Raw genomic sequence first — 15,901 nt, forward strand, 5'->3', positions numbered from 1 at the left:
AATTAGCAAATTGTATAAGTAAAAATAATGTAAAAATTTTGAGGAGAGGGGTTTTTAAGTCATAAAATAGCTAAATAAGGATGTTTTTTGATATTAATAAATGATTTTTTGCTACATCTAAATTTTATTTTAAGTTTTTTAACATTAATCTCATTATTCAAATTAGTTGCTCAGAATTATTTAATCAGTCGTTAAAAGATAAGAATAATTAAAAAAGGGAATACTATTCCCTCTTTAATGTATCAAAACCTAATTTAGCTCTGACAAATTCTTATTAACAATTATAATTTATAACTAGCAGTTAGTAAGAAAGCTCTAGGTGTTCCCGGCATACTACTTGATCGCCAATACTCTTTACCCAATAAATTAGTTACTGCTAAAGTTATATCAACAGATCGTGTTTGATAACCTACTGCCGCATTCCATATTCCATAACCAGAACGTTTAACCAGATTTTTATCATCGTTATACATTGGGCCCTTATAATTGAATTCAATTTCGGTAAACCAATTTTCATAAGGTAAATAACGAACACCTAAATAACCGCTATGTTTGGCTGTGTTAGATAAATACTTATCTTTATTATCAGGTGATTTTTTATCTTTATGAACTTTAGCCTGTTGATAACCAACACCACTATTGATATACCAATTTTTGCTCAATTGTCCTATTGCACTTAATTCTATACCTTGGCTTCGATCACTACCTCTAACCTGCCAATTATAAGGGTCATTGACGGCATCTGGTTGATAACGAACATTATATAGTTCAAGGTCATAGAGGGCAATTTGAGAAGATAGCTTATCATTAAACCAATCACTCTTAATCCCGATTTCATACTGGCGTGAATATTGAGGTTTGTCATCATAAACCGTCTTAGAATCAGTAGCAATGGTAATCAAGCCTCGTCCCCCATAAGGTGCAAAATTTTTACTATAAGAAGCATAAAAACTTTGTGACTCTATCGGCTGCCAAATTAATCCTATCCGTGGACTTAAAGAGTGACCATCATAAGAACGACTTTGTTGATTTAATTTATTATCCGAAGCAAACTCATACTTATCATAACGTAATCCTGCCAGTAATTTCCATTGTTCAGTGAAACTGATGAGATCTTGCCAATATAATCCTTTAGATGTAGCTTTATGATTTGTCTTAGTATTTAATTTATTGTAGCGAGGCTTTTTAGAGTTCCAATGAGGATGAAACGGATCAATTGCTTCTGGATATTCACTAGTTAAAGCTAATCGAGGTTGTCGTTTTTCAATATTATATTCAATTCCGATTAACATATCATGAGCAATACTTGCCGTAGCAAATTTACCCGCTAAATCAAGCGTATTACTATAGGTTTTGTTTGAGGTTTCTTGCCAAGCTCGACGGAATTTCAATTTACCTTTGTAGTTACAAGAGGCTTTTCTGATAGTTTTTCCATTCAGATCACAATAAGTACCCGCATAAAGATGATCAAAATTTTGATCAGCTTTACGATACATATTCGTTAATTTGATAGACCAATTATGATTGAATTGATATCCCATTACCGAACGTAATGAATTAAAATTATCTTTGACATAGTCATCTGGATGCGCATAAGCCGTTTTAATCGAAACACCTTTAGGTAAATCATAATAAGCTGGAGCCCGATCAGGTTTACGCCATAATTTATCATTAGTATATTGTACTAACCAATTAAATCCTTCCAAATTATCGTACAATAAACTTGGAGAAATCATTGTATCTCGTTGTTTAATACCTTTACGAAAACTTTTATCCGATTGATGATCAATGGTCATTCGTACCGCAAGCTTATCATGTAAAACATGGTTAATATCTACCATTCCACCATATTTATCCCAAGATCCACCACGAATACTTAATGTCGTTGGTGAATCAAAGTTGGCTTGTTTACTGATCATATTTATTATTCCGCCACCAGAACCTCGACCGTAGAGTACCGAGGCTGGCCCTTTTAGTACTTCAATTCGCTCAATATTAGCGGTACTTTGCCTAACCTGTCCGCTTGCACGAACACCATCTCGGTAAATATCACCAGAACTTGCCGAAAAGCCTCTAATTTTTATGCCTTCATCCCGCATATCATAGGTTGCATCTACACCAGGCAATTTATTGACAATAACACTTAGGTCGTTTTGTCCATAAATTTTCTCTTGTTCAAGATTAACCGAATTGATGGTTTGTGGTATATCCTTAATATCAAAGGATGTTTTAGTTGCTGTTGATGATTTTTTTATGCGCTGATCATTATTATCCTTAATAGTTGCGACAACTTTCATAGTTTCAATATCATTATCACCATTAACTTTTTCTTGGGCATTAACTATAAAAGCTGATGAGCCCAATATACAAGGTAAGACTAATTGATTAACTAATTTCATTATTTTTCCTATTATTTGCTGTGTTATCTAATTAATTTCAAAATAACAACAAATAATGATAATGATTATTGTTTGCATTTACAAATTATTTTATATTTTTTAATCAATTAAAAAAGGTTATCAACTCATATCTTATTGAAATTAATTTATATAATTAGGAAATTTAATTAATTTTAGTTAGGGACCAATTTACTAGTTTAAGCAAATTTTAGAAATGATAAAAAATTGAATAAACGATAATTGAAATAATTCAGACGAATTTATCGAACGCTAGCGTTCTCATCGCTTTATCTATTAATTTTATTTGAGTTGTTTTTTATATTAATGAAAAAGGGTGGTGGGTCGTGAGCTAGATTATTCGACACATCCTGTGTCTCACCCTTTCAGGGCCAACACGTTGTGTTGTTCAAATTCGTTCCTGACGAATTTGTCGAACGCTAGCGTTCTCATCGCTTTATCTATTAATTTTATTTGAGTTGTTTTTTATATTGATGAAAAAGGGTGGTGGGTCGTGAGCGATTCGAACGCTCGACAAACGGATTAAAAGTCCGCTGCTCTACCGACTGAGCTAACAACCCATTTTGAAAAGATAACTTCTGTGAAATTACTTTATGTTTCAAGCAATTTCGGGTTGCTATAATACTTAGAATTGTAAAAAGGCGCAACCCTTTTATTGCTATTTTTATTCGATAGCTGGTTATTTATACACTTTGTTACAGCGATGCTAGCTTTTTATTTGCTTGCTCAACTGCATTTTTATCTTTAGCGTATTTATTTACCACTTGTTGAAAAACAGCTTTAGCATTCTTTTTATCACCTTTATCAAGTAAGATAACACCTACTTTATAAAGACTATCTGCAGCTTTTGGTGAAGAAGGAAAATCTTTTACTACTGTTGCATAATAGAATGAAGCATCATCTTTTTTACCTTTTTTATAGCAAAGTTGACCAAGCCAATAGTTAACATTTGCACGATAGTTGGTCTTTGGATAAGCTTTTAAGAAATTTTGGAAGGCAACAATAGCATTGTCACTTTGTTTGTCATCATTGATAAATTGCATGACAAAATTATAATCAGCTTTATCATCTCCCGATGTCGACCATCCAGATAGTTCTGAAGATGATTGTTCAGGACTCGCAACCGAATCAGAACTGTTTTCTTGTGATCCTGTATTGGAATTACTTGCGGAGAAACCTGTACCATTAGCCATTTCCTGCAAAATCATTTTTTGACGTTCAATAGTTTGATTAAGTTGGTGCCTTGTTTCTTCTAATTGGCCACGAAGTGTATCTAAATCAGATTGTAGATCACTAATTTTTTGTTGATTCTGAATGATTAACTGCCCTTGAGCTTGTATTGTTCTATCAACATCAGAACTACCAGCAGCACAACCATAACCAGCAAACAAAAGAAATAAGGACAATGTGATTATTTTTTTATACATATTATATAAACTCAACGTGAACATTGGAAATAAAAAACGGCTGATGATTCAGCCGTCATTAGATGGGATTAGTATCCAGCGTAAGTAACTACTGCACGACGGTTTTTAGCATAAGCTGCTTCGTTGTGACCTAATACTGCTGGTTTTTCTTTACCATAAGAAACGATTGATAATTGTTCACCAGAAACACCATTACCTTGTAGGTAAGATTTAACTGCTGATGCACGACGTTCACCTAAAGCGATATTATATTCTGGAGTACCACGCTCATCGGCATGACCTTCAATAACAACATTTAAGTTAGTTGAACGAATAAATACAGCATGTGCATTTAACAATGTTTCATATTCTGATTTAACATTGTATTTATCATAATCAAAATAAACAGTGTTAATTTGTTGTAGTTTTTGAAGTTGCTCTAAAGCTTCTTTTGATAAAGCACCGTTACCGCCTGCTTTACTGCTACTGTTTGATGAACATGCAGTTACAGCGATTAATGGTAAAGCAACCGCGGCTACTTTAAGAAATTTAGAAAATTGCATTGTATTAACTCCTTTGTTTTTAAATAAATTTTACTTATTTTTTTATACATCTAACCAACTTCAAAGTAACGCACGGTTACTAACTAGAAAGATTAGAAGTATATATTATAACGACCTTAACATTTACACAATTTTAATAATGTCATTATTGCCTAAAATTTAGCCGTTCTTATAAATAAGGTGACCAAGAAGGGAATTTCACTTGCCCATCCGTTGCTGGTAACCTTGCTTTAAAATTACCATCAGTAGAAACAAGATTTAAAATTGTACCCAAACCTTGTGAAGAACTGTAGATAATCATAGTGCCATTTGGAGCAATACTCGGTGTTTCATCTAAAAAAGTATCGGTTAATCTTTGATATGTATTAGTTTCTACATCATATCGAGTAATATGTTGCTCACCATTATTAGTAGAAATTACAGCAATAAACTTGCCGTCTGGAGATACACGAGCATTTTGATTTTGGGTATTATCCCAAGTTACCCTTTGCGATGCTCCACTACCAATATTAATTGAATAAAGTTGCGGACGTCCAGCCTGGTCAGAGGTATAAACTATGGTCTGATTATCTGGCATCCAAGAAGGTTCTGTATCATTGCTACGTCCTGATGTAATTTGGGTAATTTTTTTAGAACTCAAATTCATCATATATAAATTTAAACTGCCCCCTTTTGACAAAGCAAAAGCTAATTTACTACCATCAGGCGAAAATGCTGGCGCACCATTATGTTGAGGGAATGAAGCAATAGTTTCAACTGCACCACTATCTAAAGTCTTTAATACAAGAGCAGAACGGCCACTTTCAAAAGTTACGTAAGCTAATTTTTTACCATCAGGAGACCATGTTGGCGACATTAATGGCTCTTTAGAACGATGTACTGTAATTTGATCATAACCATCATAATCTGATACACGCAATTCATGGGTATAAGGTCCTTTATTATTTTTTACCACATAAGCAATACGTGTTCTAAATGCACCTCTAATACCGGTTAATGCTTCAAAGATTTCATCACTTGCAGTATGAGAGGCATAACGTAACCAACGTTGCTCTATAGAGAATTGGTTTTCTGCTAATACTGAACCTGGTCGATCAACTGTATCAATTAGTTGATAAGTTATAAGATATTTCCCCGACACATCTGGTTGAATTGATCCTACTACAACAGCAGAAATACCCATATTACTCCAAACGCCAGGATTAACTTCTGATGCTGTAGTTGGTTTTTGTGGCATTGCTGCGACGTCAATAGGATTAAATTTACCACTATTACGTAAGTCAGATGCGACAATATTATCTACAAGTTGGGGAGGCTCTCCGCTACCAGTCCATTTAAATGGTACGACAGCAATTGGTTTGGCCGAACTGACGCCATCAGTAATTACAATCTTAACTTCAGCTGTAGCCATCATTGTTGATAATAAAACAAAACAAGCTATCAAAAAGCGAGAAGCAAATTTGATCATCTTAAATTCCTTAATCAAAGCGAAATACACTAGGTTAAAATAAACTTAACCCCATATAAAGAAAAGTATTTTAAAATTAAAACATTATAATTAATTTAAAATAGATACTATGCTTTACAAAATATAGTTAATTTTACAGCGAGAAAGATAGCCGATATTGTGTAACAAGTCCATAGCCTTTTGAGTAAAAAAGATTTTTTAATTGATACTATTATATTCTTTTTGATTCCATAAATAAATTGTTTATTATCTATACTATTCCGAAATAAACTAAGTGAAAAGAGATTAATAAGTATTTTTATATGATTGATAACTAAAAAGAGTTGAATTTATATTACTATCAATAATTAAAACAATTGTTAGAAAAGAAAAATATAATTAAATTTATCTATTATTTTTGGCAGGTTTCACAATAAAATGTATTACGTTGTCCTATTCTATTAGACTTAATATTAGATTGACAAATTAAGCATTTCTCACCTTCTCGGCCATATACTTGAAGGTTCTGGACAAAATACCCCGGTTTACCATCAGATTGAACAAAATCTTTAAGTGTCGTTCCTCCTTGCTCTATAGATTTTGTAAGTACCAGCTTAATTGCTGTAACTAATCGTTCATATTCAACTAATGTTAAGCTACTAACTTTTCGATTTGGATTAATTTTTGCCAAAAACAATGATTCTGAAGCATAAATATTACCAACACCAACGACAATATGATTATCCATAATCCAACTTTTAATTGGTATTTTTCGATTGTTAGCTTTTTCAAATAAATAATTAGCTGAAAAGTTATCACTAAGTGGCTCTGGCCCTAAGTGCTTCAATTGAGTTAATTCATCAATAGTGTGGGTCCATAGCCATGATCCAAAACGTCTTGGATCGGTATATCTTAATATCACTCCATTCGCTAATACTAAATCGACATGATCATGTTTAGCTGGTTCTTGGTATGATTCTAATATGCGTAAACTACCTGACATTCCCAAATGTATGACAATCCAATCATGTGTCAGTTGTAACAGTAGATATTTGGCACGCCTTTTAATATCTACTATAACTTGACCTTTAGCACCAGAAATAGCCGTATCAATAGGCCAACGAAGTTTTGAGTTTCGGACAATAATCTGCGCGATAGTTTGGCCTTTTAAATAAGGTAAAATACCTCGTCGACTCGTCTCAACTTCAGGTAATTCAGGCATATGATAACCTCATTTAATTATTTAACATGTCAGTCACCCAACTTGGTGCTTGTTGATTAGATACAGCCTGAGGACTAGCCGAACATAAACTTTGAGGATTGATTGTCCATGCAGGTAAACTACGTACACCACCACCATTACACTGCCATTGACCATTACTATCAATAGGTACCATAAATATATTTTGCGGTACGGGAAGTTGTAACCTTTTTGGCGGATTATTTTGTAAGTATTCACTATATATTTTTAAGGCACCTGTTGCACCCGTTAATTTCATCGGAGAATGATCATCAAGACCTATCCAAACTACCGCAACATTTTTACCATCAATTCCGGTAAACCAGCTATCACGAGAATCATTACTAGTCCCAGTTTTCGCGGCTAAATTAAATGATCCATATTTAGCTTTTAACGAGCGCGATGTTCCTGATTCAACTACTTGTTGCATAGCATAAGTCGTCAAATAAGCAGATTGTTGAGAAACCGCTTGAATTTGCTGTGGGTAATTTTGATAAACAAGTTCGCCCTTATCGGACAATACATATCTTAAAATTGTTAGTGGTGACCGTTGACCATTATTGGAAATAGTTTGGAACATCTGTGCTGTTTCTAAAGGTGTTAACTCTAGTGCACCTAATAATCGTGATGGTAAATTCGGAATACGATCTTCTGGCACACCCAGTGCTTGTAAAGTATTTTTGGTTGCATCTAAACCTAATCCCATCCCTAAATTAACGGTAGGGACATTAAGCGAAAGGGCTAACGCATCAATTAACATCACTTTATCGCGAAACTTGCGGTCAAAATTCTTTGGTTGCCAATAAGTACCATTATCCAACTTTATTGATAATGGACTATCATCAAGCCAACTATTAAGCTGATAACGCCCCGGTTGACCTAATGCTGTTAAGTAAGTTGATGGTTTTGCAAGTGAACCAATTGCTCGCCTTGTCAACCACGCGCGGTTATAACCAGGATAACGAGGTTCAGCACTACCAATAATTGCACGAATTTCACCAGTTTCACGACTGACAATGACCATTGCCGTTTGTAAATCTTTATTCGTCGATTTGCGTAAATTTTCAATTTCATTGGTTACGGATTGTTCAGCTGCAGCTTGAGCAACCGGATCAAAGGTGGTAAAAATTTTCATACCAGAAAGATGATCTGCTTTATCGCCTAACTGTTTTCTCAGCTCACTACGCACCACTTGCATAAATGCTGGTTGTGGAGATATTACTCCCCCTTTTGGTAAAACGGAAAGTGGACGCTGACTAAGTAAGTTGAATAACTCCTCATCAATAATCCCTTGCTGTTCAGCAAGCTTTAAGACAACATTACGACGTTCAATCACTTGTTGTGGTTGAGTCCAAGGATTATAGTATGAAGCACCTTTTACCATCCCCACTAATACAGCTTGTTGATCTAATGTCAATTCATTAACTGGGCGGCCAAAGTAATAAAGACTCGCTAATGGGAAACCATGTATCTCTTCACTACCAGCTTGCCCTAGATAAACCTCATTTAGATAAAGTTCTAAAATACGTTCTTTACTATAACGAGCATCTAAAATTATAGCCATATATGCTTCACGTATTTTACGGCTTAAGCTTCTTTCATTGGTCAAAAATAAGTTTTTAACCGTTTGTTGTGTTAATGTGCTGCCACCTTCTGTTCGGCCAGTGGTCAAATTGACAAAAATAGCCCGTCCAATTGAGTATAAACTTACACCATGATGGTCATAAAAACGTTTATCTTCAGTTGCAATTAAGGTTTTTATTAACGAATCAGAAAACTCTTTCAACGGAACAAAAAGTCGTTGTTCACCGTTAGGTGAATGCATCATAGTTATTAATTTAGGATCAATTTTAAGTAAGCCAAAGTCACGGCCGGTATCTAAATTAGATATACGATCAATTCTGTTATCATAAAAAGTTATTCTAACTCGAAAAGCTTGTTCTTCACCATCAGGAAAAGTAAATGGTCGTCGATAGATTTCAACAGCATCGTTTTGGACAATAAATTCACCAGGACGTGTTGCTTTACTATCTTGCTGACGATATTGTGCACCTTTTAACAAAGTAACAACATCACTAAGACTATAATCACTATCAGGTTCAAGATCAACAATTTGACCATATACAGCAGCCGGTAATTCCCAGACATTACCATCGATCCGTTCTTTAATTTGTTGATCTAAATAAATCCCATAAACAACAGTTACTGCAACAAATATAAGAAATAACTTAAATAGCAACCACCAGATACGGCGCCACCATGATTTGTTATTTTTCTTCGAAGCTTTTTTAGTAGATGTCTTTTTCGTTGGTTTGTTCAAACTACACCCGATATTTATTTTAAATAAAATTACCTTATGATAGCACAACTTTTTACTGACGCATTGGCCTTCTTTCGAATAAGAATTTTTAGTTTAAATAATGAATTTGAAGACAAAATCAGTTAAAAGTTAAGTTTAGGTTTAATATTTTTAACTTTTTCAATAAATGCTTTTTTAGATTTACCAGTCAAACCTTCATTAATTGGCAAACTAGCAGTTAATGGATTAACCGGTTTGTTATTGATATGTAATTCAAAATGCAAATGAGGTCCTGTTGAACGCCCAGTATTACCGGACAACCCAATTTTATCGCCTTGCTTAACTTGTTGCCCTGGTTTTACTAAAATTTTATCCAGATGCATATAAGCTGTCATATATTGCCTACCGTGTCGAATAGCCACATAATTACCAGCAGAACCACTATATTTAGCAATAACGACCTCACCATTACCAACTGATAAAACAGGTGTTCCCCGAGACACAGCAAAATCAACACCATTATGCGGAGTAACGATGCCTGTAACAGGATTTAAACGGCGAGGATTAAATCCTGATGATACGCGAGCTTGCTTCGCCAAAGGATAACGGAAAAAACTTTGCGACAAACTACTCGCATTAATATCATAGTATTTACCATCATCAGCCAAAATAGCGTAATAATCTTTAGTTCCATTTTTAATTCGAACACCAAGAAGTTTGCTTTTAGATAATCTTTTACCATGCATTTCTCGTGACAAATATACGGCAAATTTATCTCCGACTTTTAAACGGCGAAAATCCAAGCGCCATTGCAAGGCTCGGGTAATAATACCAATTTCATTGCCAGTTAGACCGGCTTTACGTGCATCAGCAACAAAACTCGTTTTAAGATCTCCAGTAATGACAACATTTTCAGATGTACCTTCTATAGTTTCAGAACTTTCTATAAATTTATTGCCTGACTTTTCAAAAATTCGAACGTTATTACTTGATATTGTCCAATTGAAAGTTAATAAATTATGGTTGTCATCAGTTGTCCAACTCACTTGTTGCCCTATTCTTAAATTGGCGAGCTGTTTAAATTTACTGGTTAGTTGTGAAATATCATTTCGATTAACATTATAACGAACTAAAATATCGTGTAATGTATCTCCACGTGAAATAGTATATTGTACGGTGTTATCTTTTTCTTCAGCAATATCGTCTAATTCATCTTTAGCTATAGCATCTTCTGGAACATCGGACGATTCAGTGACGTTTTCTGATTTTGATTTATCACCAACCATATCTACTCGGCCATCACCAATAACAACTGATGATGTTGATGTATCTGTCACTGTGGTTTGCGCTTGTGAATTTAAAGGAACATACTCTGTACGATCTAAATTTAAAGGACGCCACAATATAGTTACTAAAATCACAGCAACAAGGACTCCCAATATTGAAAAATAAGGAATTTTCAAATTATTTTTTTCAATATCAGAGGATTTAATCTGCCGTACCAAAATTAACCTTAACTATCTATTATCTAAATTATTTTTCATCTAAACAATCCAACAGTTCTTGTGTCAATGCAAATAAAAAGTGTGAATATGAATCTTTTGTTATAGGGATACCTGTCCCTAATGGATTTAACTCACCAATTCGAACATCCGTACCATTCACTATCTTTTTAATTATTGCAGGGCTAAACTGTGGCTCTCTAAAAACACAGACCGCTTGGTGTTCAGCTAACTCTTTTTGAATTGCATAAACTTTTTGAACACCAGGTTGTACTGCTGGATTTATGGTAAAACTTCCTAGATTTTTTAATCCGAAATATGATTCAAAATAGCCATAAGCATCATGAAACACAAAATAGCCCCTATTTTGGACGTTAATTAGTTTTTTTGCAATGTTTTGTTCCGTTTCTGATAAATTTGTAATGAATTTGTCTAGATTTAAGTCAAGTATTGCCGCTTTATTGGGGTATAAATCAAGCAGCTTATCATGAATTGATTTAGCAATGATTTTAGCAATAGTAGGAGAAAGCCAAATATGTTCATCATATTCACCATGATGCTCATCATCTGCGTGCATATCATGATGTGTATCTTCTTCATGGTTTGTGCGGAGTAAGTTTTTAATTTCGCCAACATCCATTAATTCTATTTGTTTATGGTGATCAATATTTTTTAATACAGTTGGCATAAAAGTTTCCATATCCTCACCAATCCAAATTATTAAGTCTGCATTTTTGATTTTAATTAAATCGGAAGGTTTCAATGAATAAGTGTGTGGTGAAGCACCATCCGGTAATAATATATCAGTATCTATTACACCTGATGCGATTGCTTCGGTAATAAATCCAATAGGTCTTACTGAAGAAATTATTGTCGCATTGGCATTAGCTATTAGCCCGAAAATAAATAAAAAAGCTAATAAAAAAAAACGGATAAACTTTATAGTACTATTAATAGAATTTTTCACTTTATCATCCAATATTTATAAAATATGATGGAATAAACCAGAATATTGTTATAATATAACATAACATATTGACCAGCAAGGACTAATAATATCATGACGCAATTAATGTCACTTGATAATGTTTCCATTGAAATAAATAACCAGAAAATATTATATGATATTTCATTAACGGTTAATTTAAATCAAATTATTACAATATTAGGACCAAATGGCGCTGGTAAATCAACACTTGTCAAAATTATCTTAGGTTTAATTCAACCAACCACTGGTACCATTAAACGTGCATCTGATTTAACTATTGGCTATGTTCCTCAATCCATAAACTTAAATCCAACTTTACCGATTAATGTAAAACGTTTTATGCGGTTAAATAAACAGTTAAGTGAAATAGATATCCATAAAACATTATCATTAGTCAAGGCCGAATATTTGATAGATCGATCCATGCATCAACTATCAGGTGGTGAACTACAGCGAGTTCTTTTAGCACAAGCATTAGCCAAACGTCCAAAGTTACTCATTCTTGATGAACCGACACAAGGCGTTGATGTTAATGGACAGGTACTGTTATATGATTTAATTATTGATGCAAAAAATGAGTTTAACTGTGGTGTATTAATGGTTTCACATGATCTACATCTAGTCATGGCAAAAACTGATGAGGTAATTTGTTTAAACCACCATATTTGTTGTTCAGGAACACCAGCAAGTGTTTCAAATGATCCAGAGTTTATTTCGCTTTTTGGACAACATGGTGCATCACAAATTGCTTTATATAAACATCATCACAATCATGATCATGATTTTTGCCAACATCAGCATCAACATGATCAAAAAATTATATTACCTGACCAACTAGGAAAAAAATAATGATAGAGTTACTGTTACCCTCTTTACTGGCAGGATTAAGCTTAACCTGTTTGACAGGACCTTTAGGCACATTTGTTGTTTGGCGAAGAATGTCCTATTTTGGTGATACTTTATCTCACGCTGCATTATTAGGGGTAGCTTTTGGTTTTCTTTTAAATATCAATCTATTTTATGCCATTATTTTAGTAACATTGATATTAGCTATTGGATTATTATGGTTAGAATCTCAAAAGCAACTTCCTGTTGATACTTTACTGGGTATTTTAGCGCATAGCGCTCTTTCATTGGGTTTAGTTGTAATAAGTTTAATGAATAATATACGTATTGATTTAATGGGCTATCTATTTGGTGATCTTTTATCTATAACAATGTTTGATGTTTACCAAATAGTCATTTGTGTAGTAACAATTGGATTATTGCTAATATGGCGGTGGAATCATTTTTTATTTATTACGGTTAGTGAAGAATTAGCATTTAGTCATGGAATTAATGTACCAATAACAAAATTTATTCTAACCATACTATTAGCATTAACGATAGGTATTGCTATGAAATTTGTTGGCGCTTTGATAATTACAGCACTGTTAATCATCCCAGCAGCTACTGCAAAATACTATGCTAAAAATCCTGATTCAATGGCAATCATTGCAATATTAATCGGTATGATCTCAATCATTGGTGGCATACTATTTTCATTATTTTATGACACCCCAACAGGCCCTTCTGTTGTATTAAGCAACACTTGTTTATTTTTTATATCACTATTTATTTCTAAATTCTTTATAAGAACAAAAAATTGAAGTAGTAACAAAATTAGGAAATTTTTTGCGAACGAACACGCATTTTTAGTCATAAATTTATGCACATTCTAGAATTATTAATAAAGTGCTAAAAATCTCAAATTAATGACGATAAATTATGTCACTCGCAATCATTTATACAAGAGCCTCTATTGGTATACAAGCACCTCAAATTAACGTCGAAGTACATATTAGTAATGGTTTACCTGGTTTTGTGCTTGTTGGCCTACCAGAAGCAACAGTAAAAGAATCCAAAGACCGTGTTAGAAGTGCTATTATCAATAGTGGTTTTACATTTCCAGCAAAGAAAATAACCGTTAATTTATCTCCTGCCGATCTTCCTAAAGAAGGAAGTCGGTTTGATTTACCTATAGCTATTGCTATTCTTGCAGCAACAGAACAAATACCAATGGATCACCTTGCTAAATATGAGTTTTTAGGTGAATTAGCTCTTTCGGGCGAAATTAAGGCAGTAAAAGGGGCGATTCCCGCAGCTTTGTCTTCTAAAAAAAATAATCGAACTCTAATTATTTCAGCAGAGAATCAATCTGAAATATCGTTAATTCATCAAAATCATACTTTAATTACGCATAATTTACTGGAATTATGTCAATATTTATATAATGAAATTAACTTATCATCAGTCGAATATAGACAATATCAAGAAGAAAATAATCAACTCGCTAATCTACAAGATGTAATTGGACAAGAACATGCTAAAAGAGCATTAGAAATCGCTGCAGCTGGTGGACATAATCTATTATTGATAGGACCACCAGGAACAGGAAAAACAATGTTAGCAACACGATTAACGTCATTATTACCACCATTATCAGATGATGAAGCACTAGAAAGTGCAGCAATTGCAAGCCTAGTTAACTCAAATGGTTCAATAAAGAATTGGCGAACAAGGCCATTTAGATCACCACATCACAGTGCATCAGCTGCTGCACTAGTAGGAGGTGGATCAATTCCAAGACCAGGCGAAATCTCATTAGCACATAATGGGGTTTTATTTTTAGATGAATTACCAGAGTTTAACCGTAAAGTTTTAGATGCATTAAGAGAACCCATTGAGTCAGGTGAAATAGTTATTTCAAGGGCTAATGCAAAAATAAAATTTCCAGCAAAGTTTCAACTCATAGCAGCAATGAATCCAAGTCCCACAGGTCATTATCAAGGCACTCATAACAGAACAACACCACAACAAATAATACGTTACTTAAATAGGCTATCTGGGCCATTTTTAGATCGGTTTGATATTTCTATTGAAGTACCATTACTACCAAGAGGCACATTAAGTCAAAAGGCTACAGCAACAGAGCCAACTGAAATAGTAAAAAAAAGAGTTATTGATACAAGAAAGATTCAAATGACAAGAAATAACAAATTAAACAGTCAATTATCACCAAAAGAAATTCAAATACATTGCCTACTAAGTGATGAAGACAATAATTATTTGGAGCAGGCTTTAATCAAGTTAGGTCTCTCTGCTAGAGCGTGGCATCGGATATTAAAAGTATCGCGTACTATTGCTGACTTAGACAATTCAAAAAACATAGAACGAAAACATATTTCAGAAGCACTGAGTTATCGTTCTATGGATCGTTTATTAATTCAACTGCACAAAAATATTGGCTAAAGCATTAATCATCACTATCAACAAAATCATCACTTACATCAACTTGAGGTTTTCCTCCTGATAATGTGTGAAAACGTTTTGGCTTATTAATTTTAGAAAGGTACTTTATCCACGCTTTTTCATAATCAGTAGATGGCTCTTTTTTCCCTTTACAAACCGCAACAAAAGATTTTTCTTCTGGAGTAGCTGGCTTTTTAGCTTCTGTATCAAGATCTCTAAAAGCACAACCATATTTTTCTAAGATCTGAGCTTCTTTAATAGTAAAATCACCATGACGAGAAAAACCTCTTGGATAATTCTTATTATCAAAAAAACGTTGTTGACTTACAAAACTCTCAGCCATGTTATATCCTCTAGATTATAAATATTGTTGGGCGGGAATTATAATTGACAAAGTAAATCTGTAAACAAAATTTTTTTATTTATGTAAAGAAATTTGAATAAGTGATTAAATTTAGAACAAAACATCTTTATTTATGGCAGGGGCGGAGAGTCTCGAACTCCCAACACCCGGTTTTGGAGACCGGTGCTCTACCAATTGAACTACGCCCCTAGAAAAGGTGGCGGAACGGACGGGGCTCGAACCCGCGACCCCCTGCGTGACAGGCAGGTATTCTAACCAACTGAACTACCGCTCCACCGTATTTGGTATGTATATATAAAATTTAAAAGTCTGGCGGCACCCTACTCTCACATGGGTAATACCCACACTACCATCGGCACTACGGCGTTTCACTTCTGAGTTCGG

General features: G+C 33.9%; 12 protein-coding genes and 3 tRNA genes. 3 read left to right on the top strand and 12 right to left on the bottom strand.

The genetic code is table 11. The features are described from left to right. Positions 1-281: 281 nt before the first annotated feature. From H3U97_RS05835 to znuA, 9 genes are all read right to left on the bottom strand, one after another. On the bottom strand, positions 282-2,399 hold the full coding sequence (locus tag H3U97_RS05835; RefSeq protein WP_198198492.1) for a TonB-dependent siderophore receptor: 2,118 nt from the start codon (positions 2,397-2,399) through the stop codon (positions 282-284). A 502-nt stretch (positions 2,400-2,901) separates the two neighbouring features. Then, positions 2,902-2,977, bottom strand: a tRNA-Lys gene (locus H3U97_RS05840). 135 nt (positions 2,978-3,112) lie between these two features. After that, positions 3,113-3,844, bottom strand: a complete 732-nt coding sequence (gene ybgF, locus H3U97_RS05845) for a tol-pal system protein YbgF (protein WP_065577784.1) — start codon at positions 3,842-3,844, stop codon at positions 3,113-3,115. A gap of 68 nt (positions 3,845-3,912) precedes the next feature. Further along, positions 3,913-4,386: a peptidoglycan-associated lipoprotein Pal gene (pal, locus tag H3U97_RS05850; protein WP_065614331.1), complete on the bottom strand. Its 474-nt coding sequence runs from the start codon at positions 4,384-4,386 to the stop codon at positions 3,913-3,915. Between the two features lie 169 nt (positions 4,387-4,555). Beyond that, positions 4,556-5,851, bottom strand: a complete 1,296-nt coding sequence (gene tolB, locus H3U97_RS05855) for a Tol-Pal system beta propeller repeat protein TolB (RefSeq protein WP_065577804.1) — start codon at positions 5,849-5,851, stop codon at positions 4,556-4,558. Between the two features lie 394 nt (positions 5,852-6,245). After that, positions 6,246-7,055 (bottom strand): bifunctional DNA-formamidopyrimidine glycosylase/DNA-(apurinic or apyrimidinic site) lyase, encoded by an 810-nt coding sequence (gene mutM / locus H3U97_RS05860; protein ID WP_198198493.1) that lies wholly within the window; start codon positions 7,053-7,055, stop codon positions 6,246-6,248. Between the two features lie 13 nt (positions 7,056-7,068). Next, on the bottom strand, positions 7,069-9,393 hold the full coding sequence (mrcB, locus tag H3U97_RS05865; RefSeq protein WP_065577786.1) for a bifunctional glycosyl transferase/transpeptidase: 2,325 nt from the start codon (positions 9,391-9,393) through the stop codon (positions 7,069-7,071). Positions 9,394-9,515: 122 nt separating this feature from the next. Further along, complete coding sequence (mepM, locus tag H3U97_RS05870) at positions 9,516-10,850, bottom strand: murein DD-endopeptidase MepM (protein WP_370527994.1); 1,335 nt, start codon at positions 10,848-10,850, stop codon at positions 9,516-9,518. Between the two features lie 55 nt (positions 10,851-10,905). Continuing rightward, complete coding sequence (gene znuA / locus H3U97_RS05875) at positions 10,906-11,817, bottom strand: zinc ABC transporter substrate-binding protein ZnuA (protein ID WP_086362293.1); 912 nt, start codon at positions 11,815-11,817, stop codon at positions 10,906-10,908. Positions 11,818-11,934: 117 nt separating this feature from the next. On the opposite strand from znuA, the gene znuC reads away from it, so the two are divergent. From znuC to H3U97_RS05890, 3 genes are all read left to right on the top strand, one after another. Next, complete coding sequence (znuC, locus tag H3U97_RS05880) at positions 11,935-12,711, top strand: zinc ABC transporter ATP-binding protein ZnuC (protein ID WP_198198494.1); 777 nt, start codon at positions 11,935-11,937, stop codon at positions 12,709-12,711. Further along, positions 12,711-13,511 (top strand): zinc ABC transporter permease subunit ZnuB, encoded by an 801-nt coding sequence (znuB, locus tag H3U97_RS05885; protein WP_198198495.1) that lies wholly within the window; start codon positions 12,711-12,713, stop codon positions 13,509-13,511. The genes znuC and znuB overlap by 1 nt, the downstream gene beginning before the upstream one ends. Before the next feature lie 118 nt (positions 13,512-13,629). Continuing rightward, positions 13,630-15,153 (top strand): YifB family Mg chelatase-like AAA ATPase, encoded by a 1,524-nt coding sequence (locus H3U97_RS05890; protein ID WP_198198496.1) that lies wholly within the window; start codon positions 13,630-13,632, stop codon positions 15,151-15,153. Positions 15,154-15,157: 4 nt separating this feature from the next. On the opposite strand, the gene H3U97_RS05895 is transcribed toward H3U97_RS05890, so the two are convergent. From H3U97_RS05895 to H3U97_RS05905, 3 genes are all read right to left on the bottom strand, one after another. Then, entirely contained in the window at positions 15,158-15,496 is a 339-nt protein-coding gene (locus H3U97_RS05895; RefSeq protein ID WP_065650855.1) for a DUF413 domain-containing protein, read from the bottom strand. 134 nt (positions 15,497-15,630) lie between these two features. Continuing rightward, positions 15,631-15,706, bottom strand: a tRNA-Trp gene (locus H3U97_RS05900). Positions 15,707-15,714: 8 nt separating this feature from the next. After that, a tRNA-Asp gene (locus H3U97_RS05905) sits at positions 15,715-15,791 on the bottom strand. Positions 15,792-15,901 lie beyond the last annotated feature (110 nt).

This window comes from Gilliamella sp. W8128 (assembly GCF_016100545.1).
Taxonomy (GTDB): Bacteria; Pseudomonadota; Gammaproteobacteria; order Enterobacterales; family Orbaceae; genus Gilliamella; species Gilliamella apis.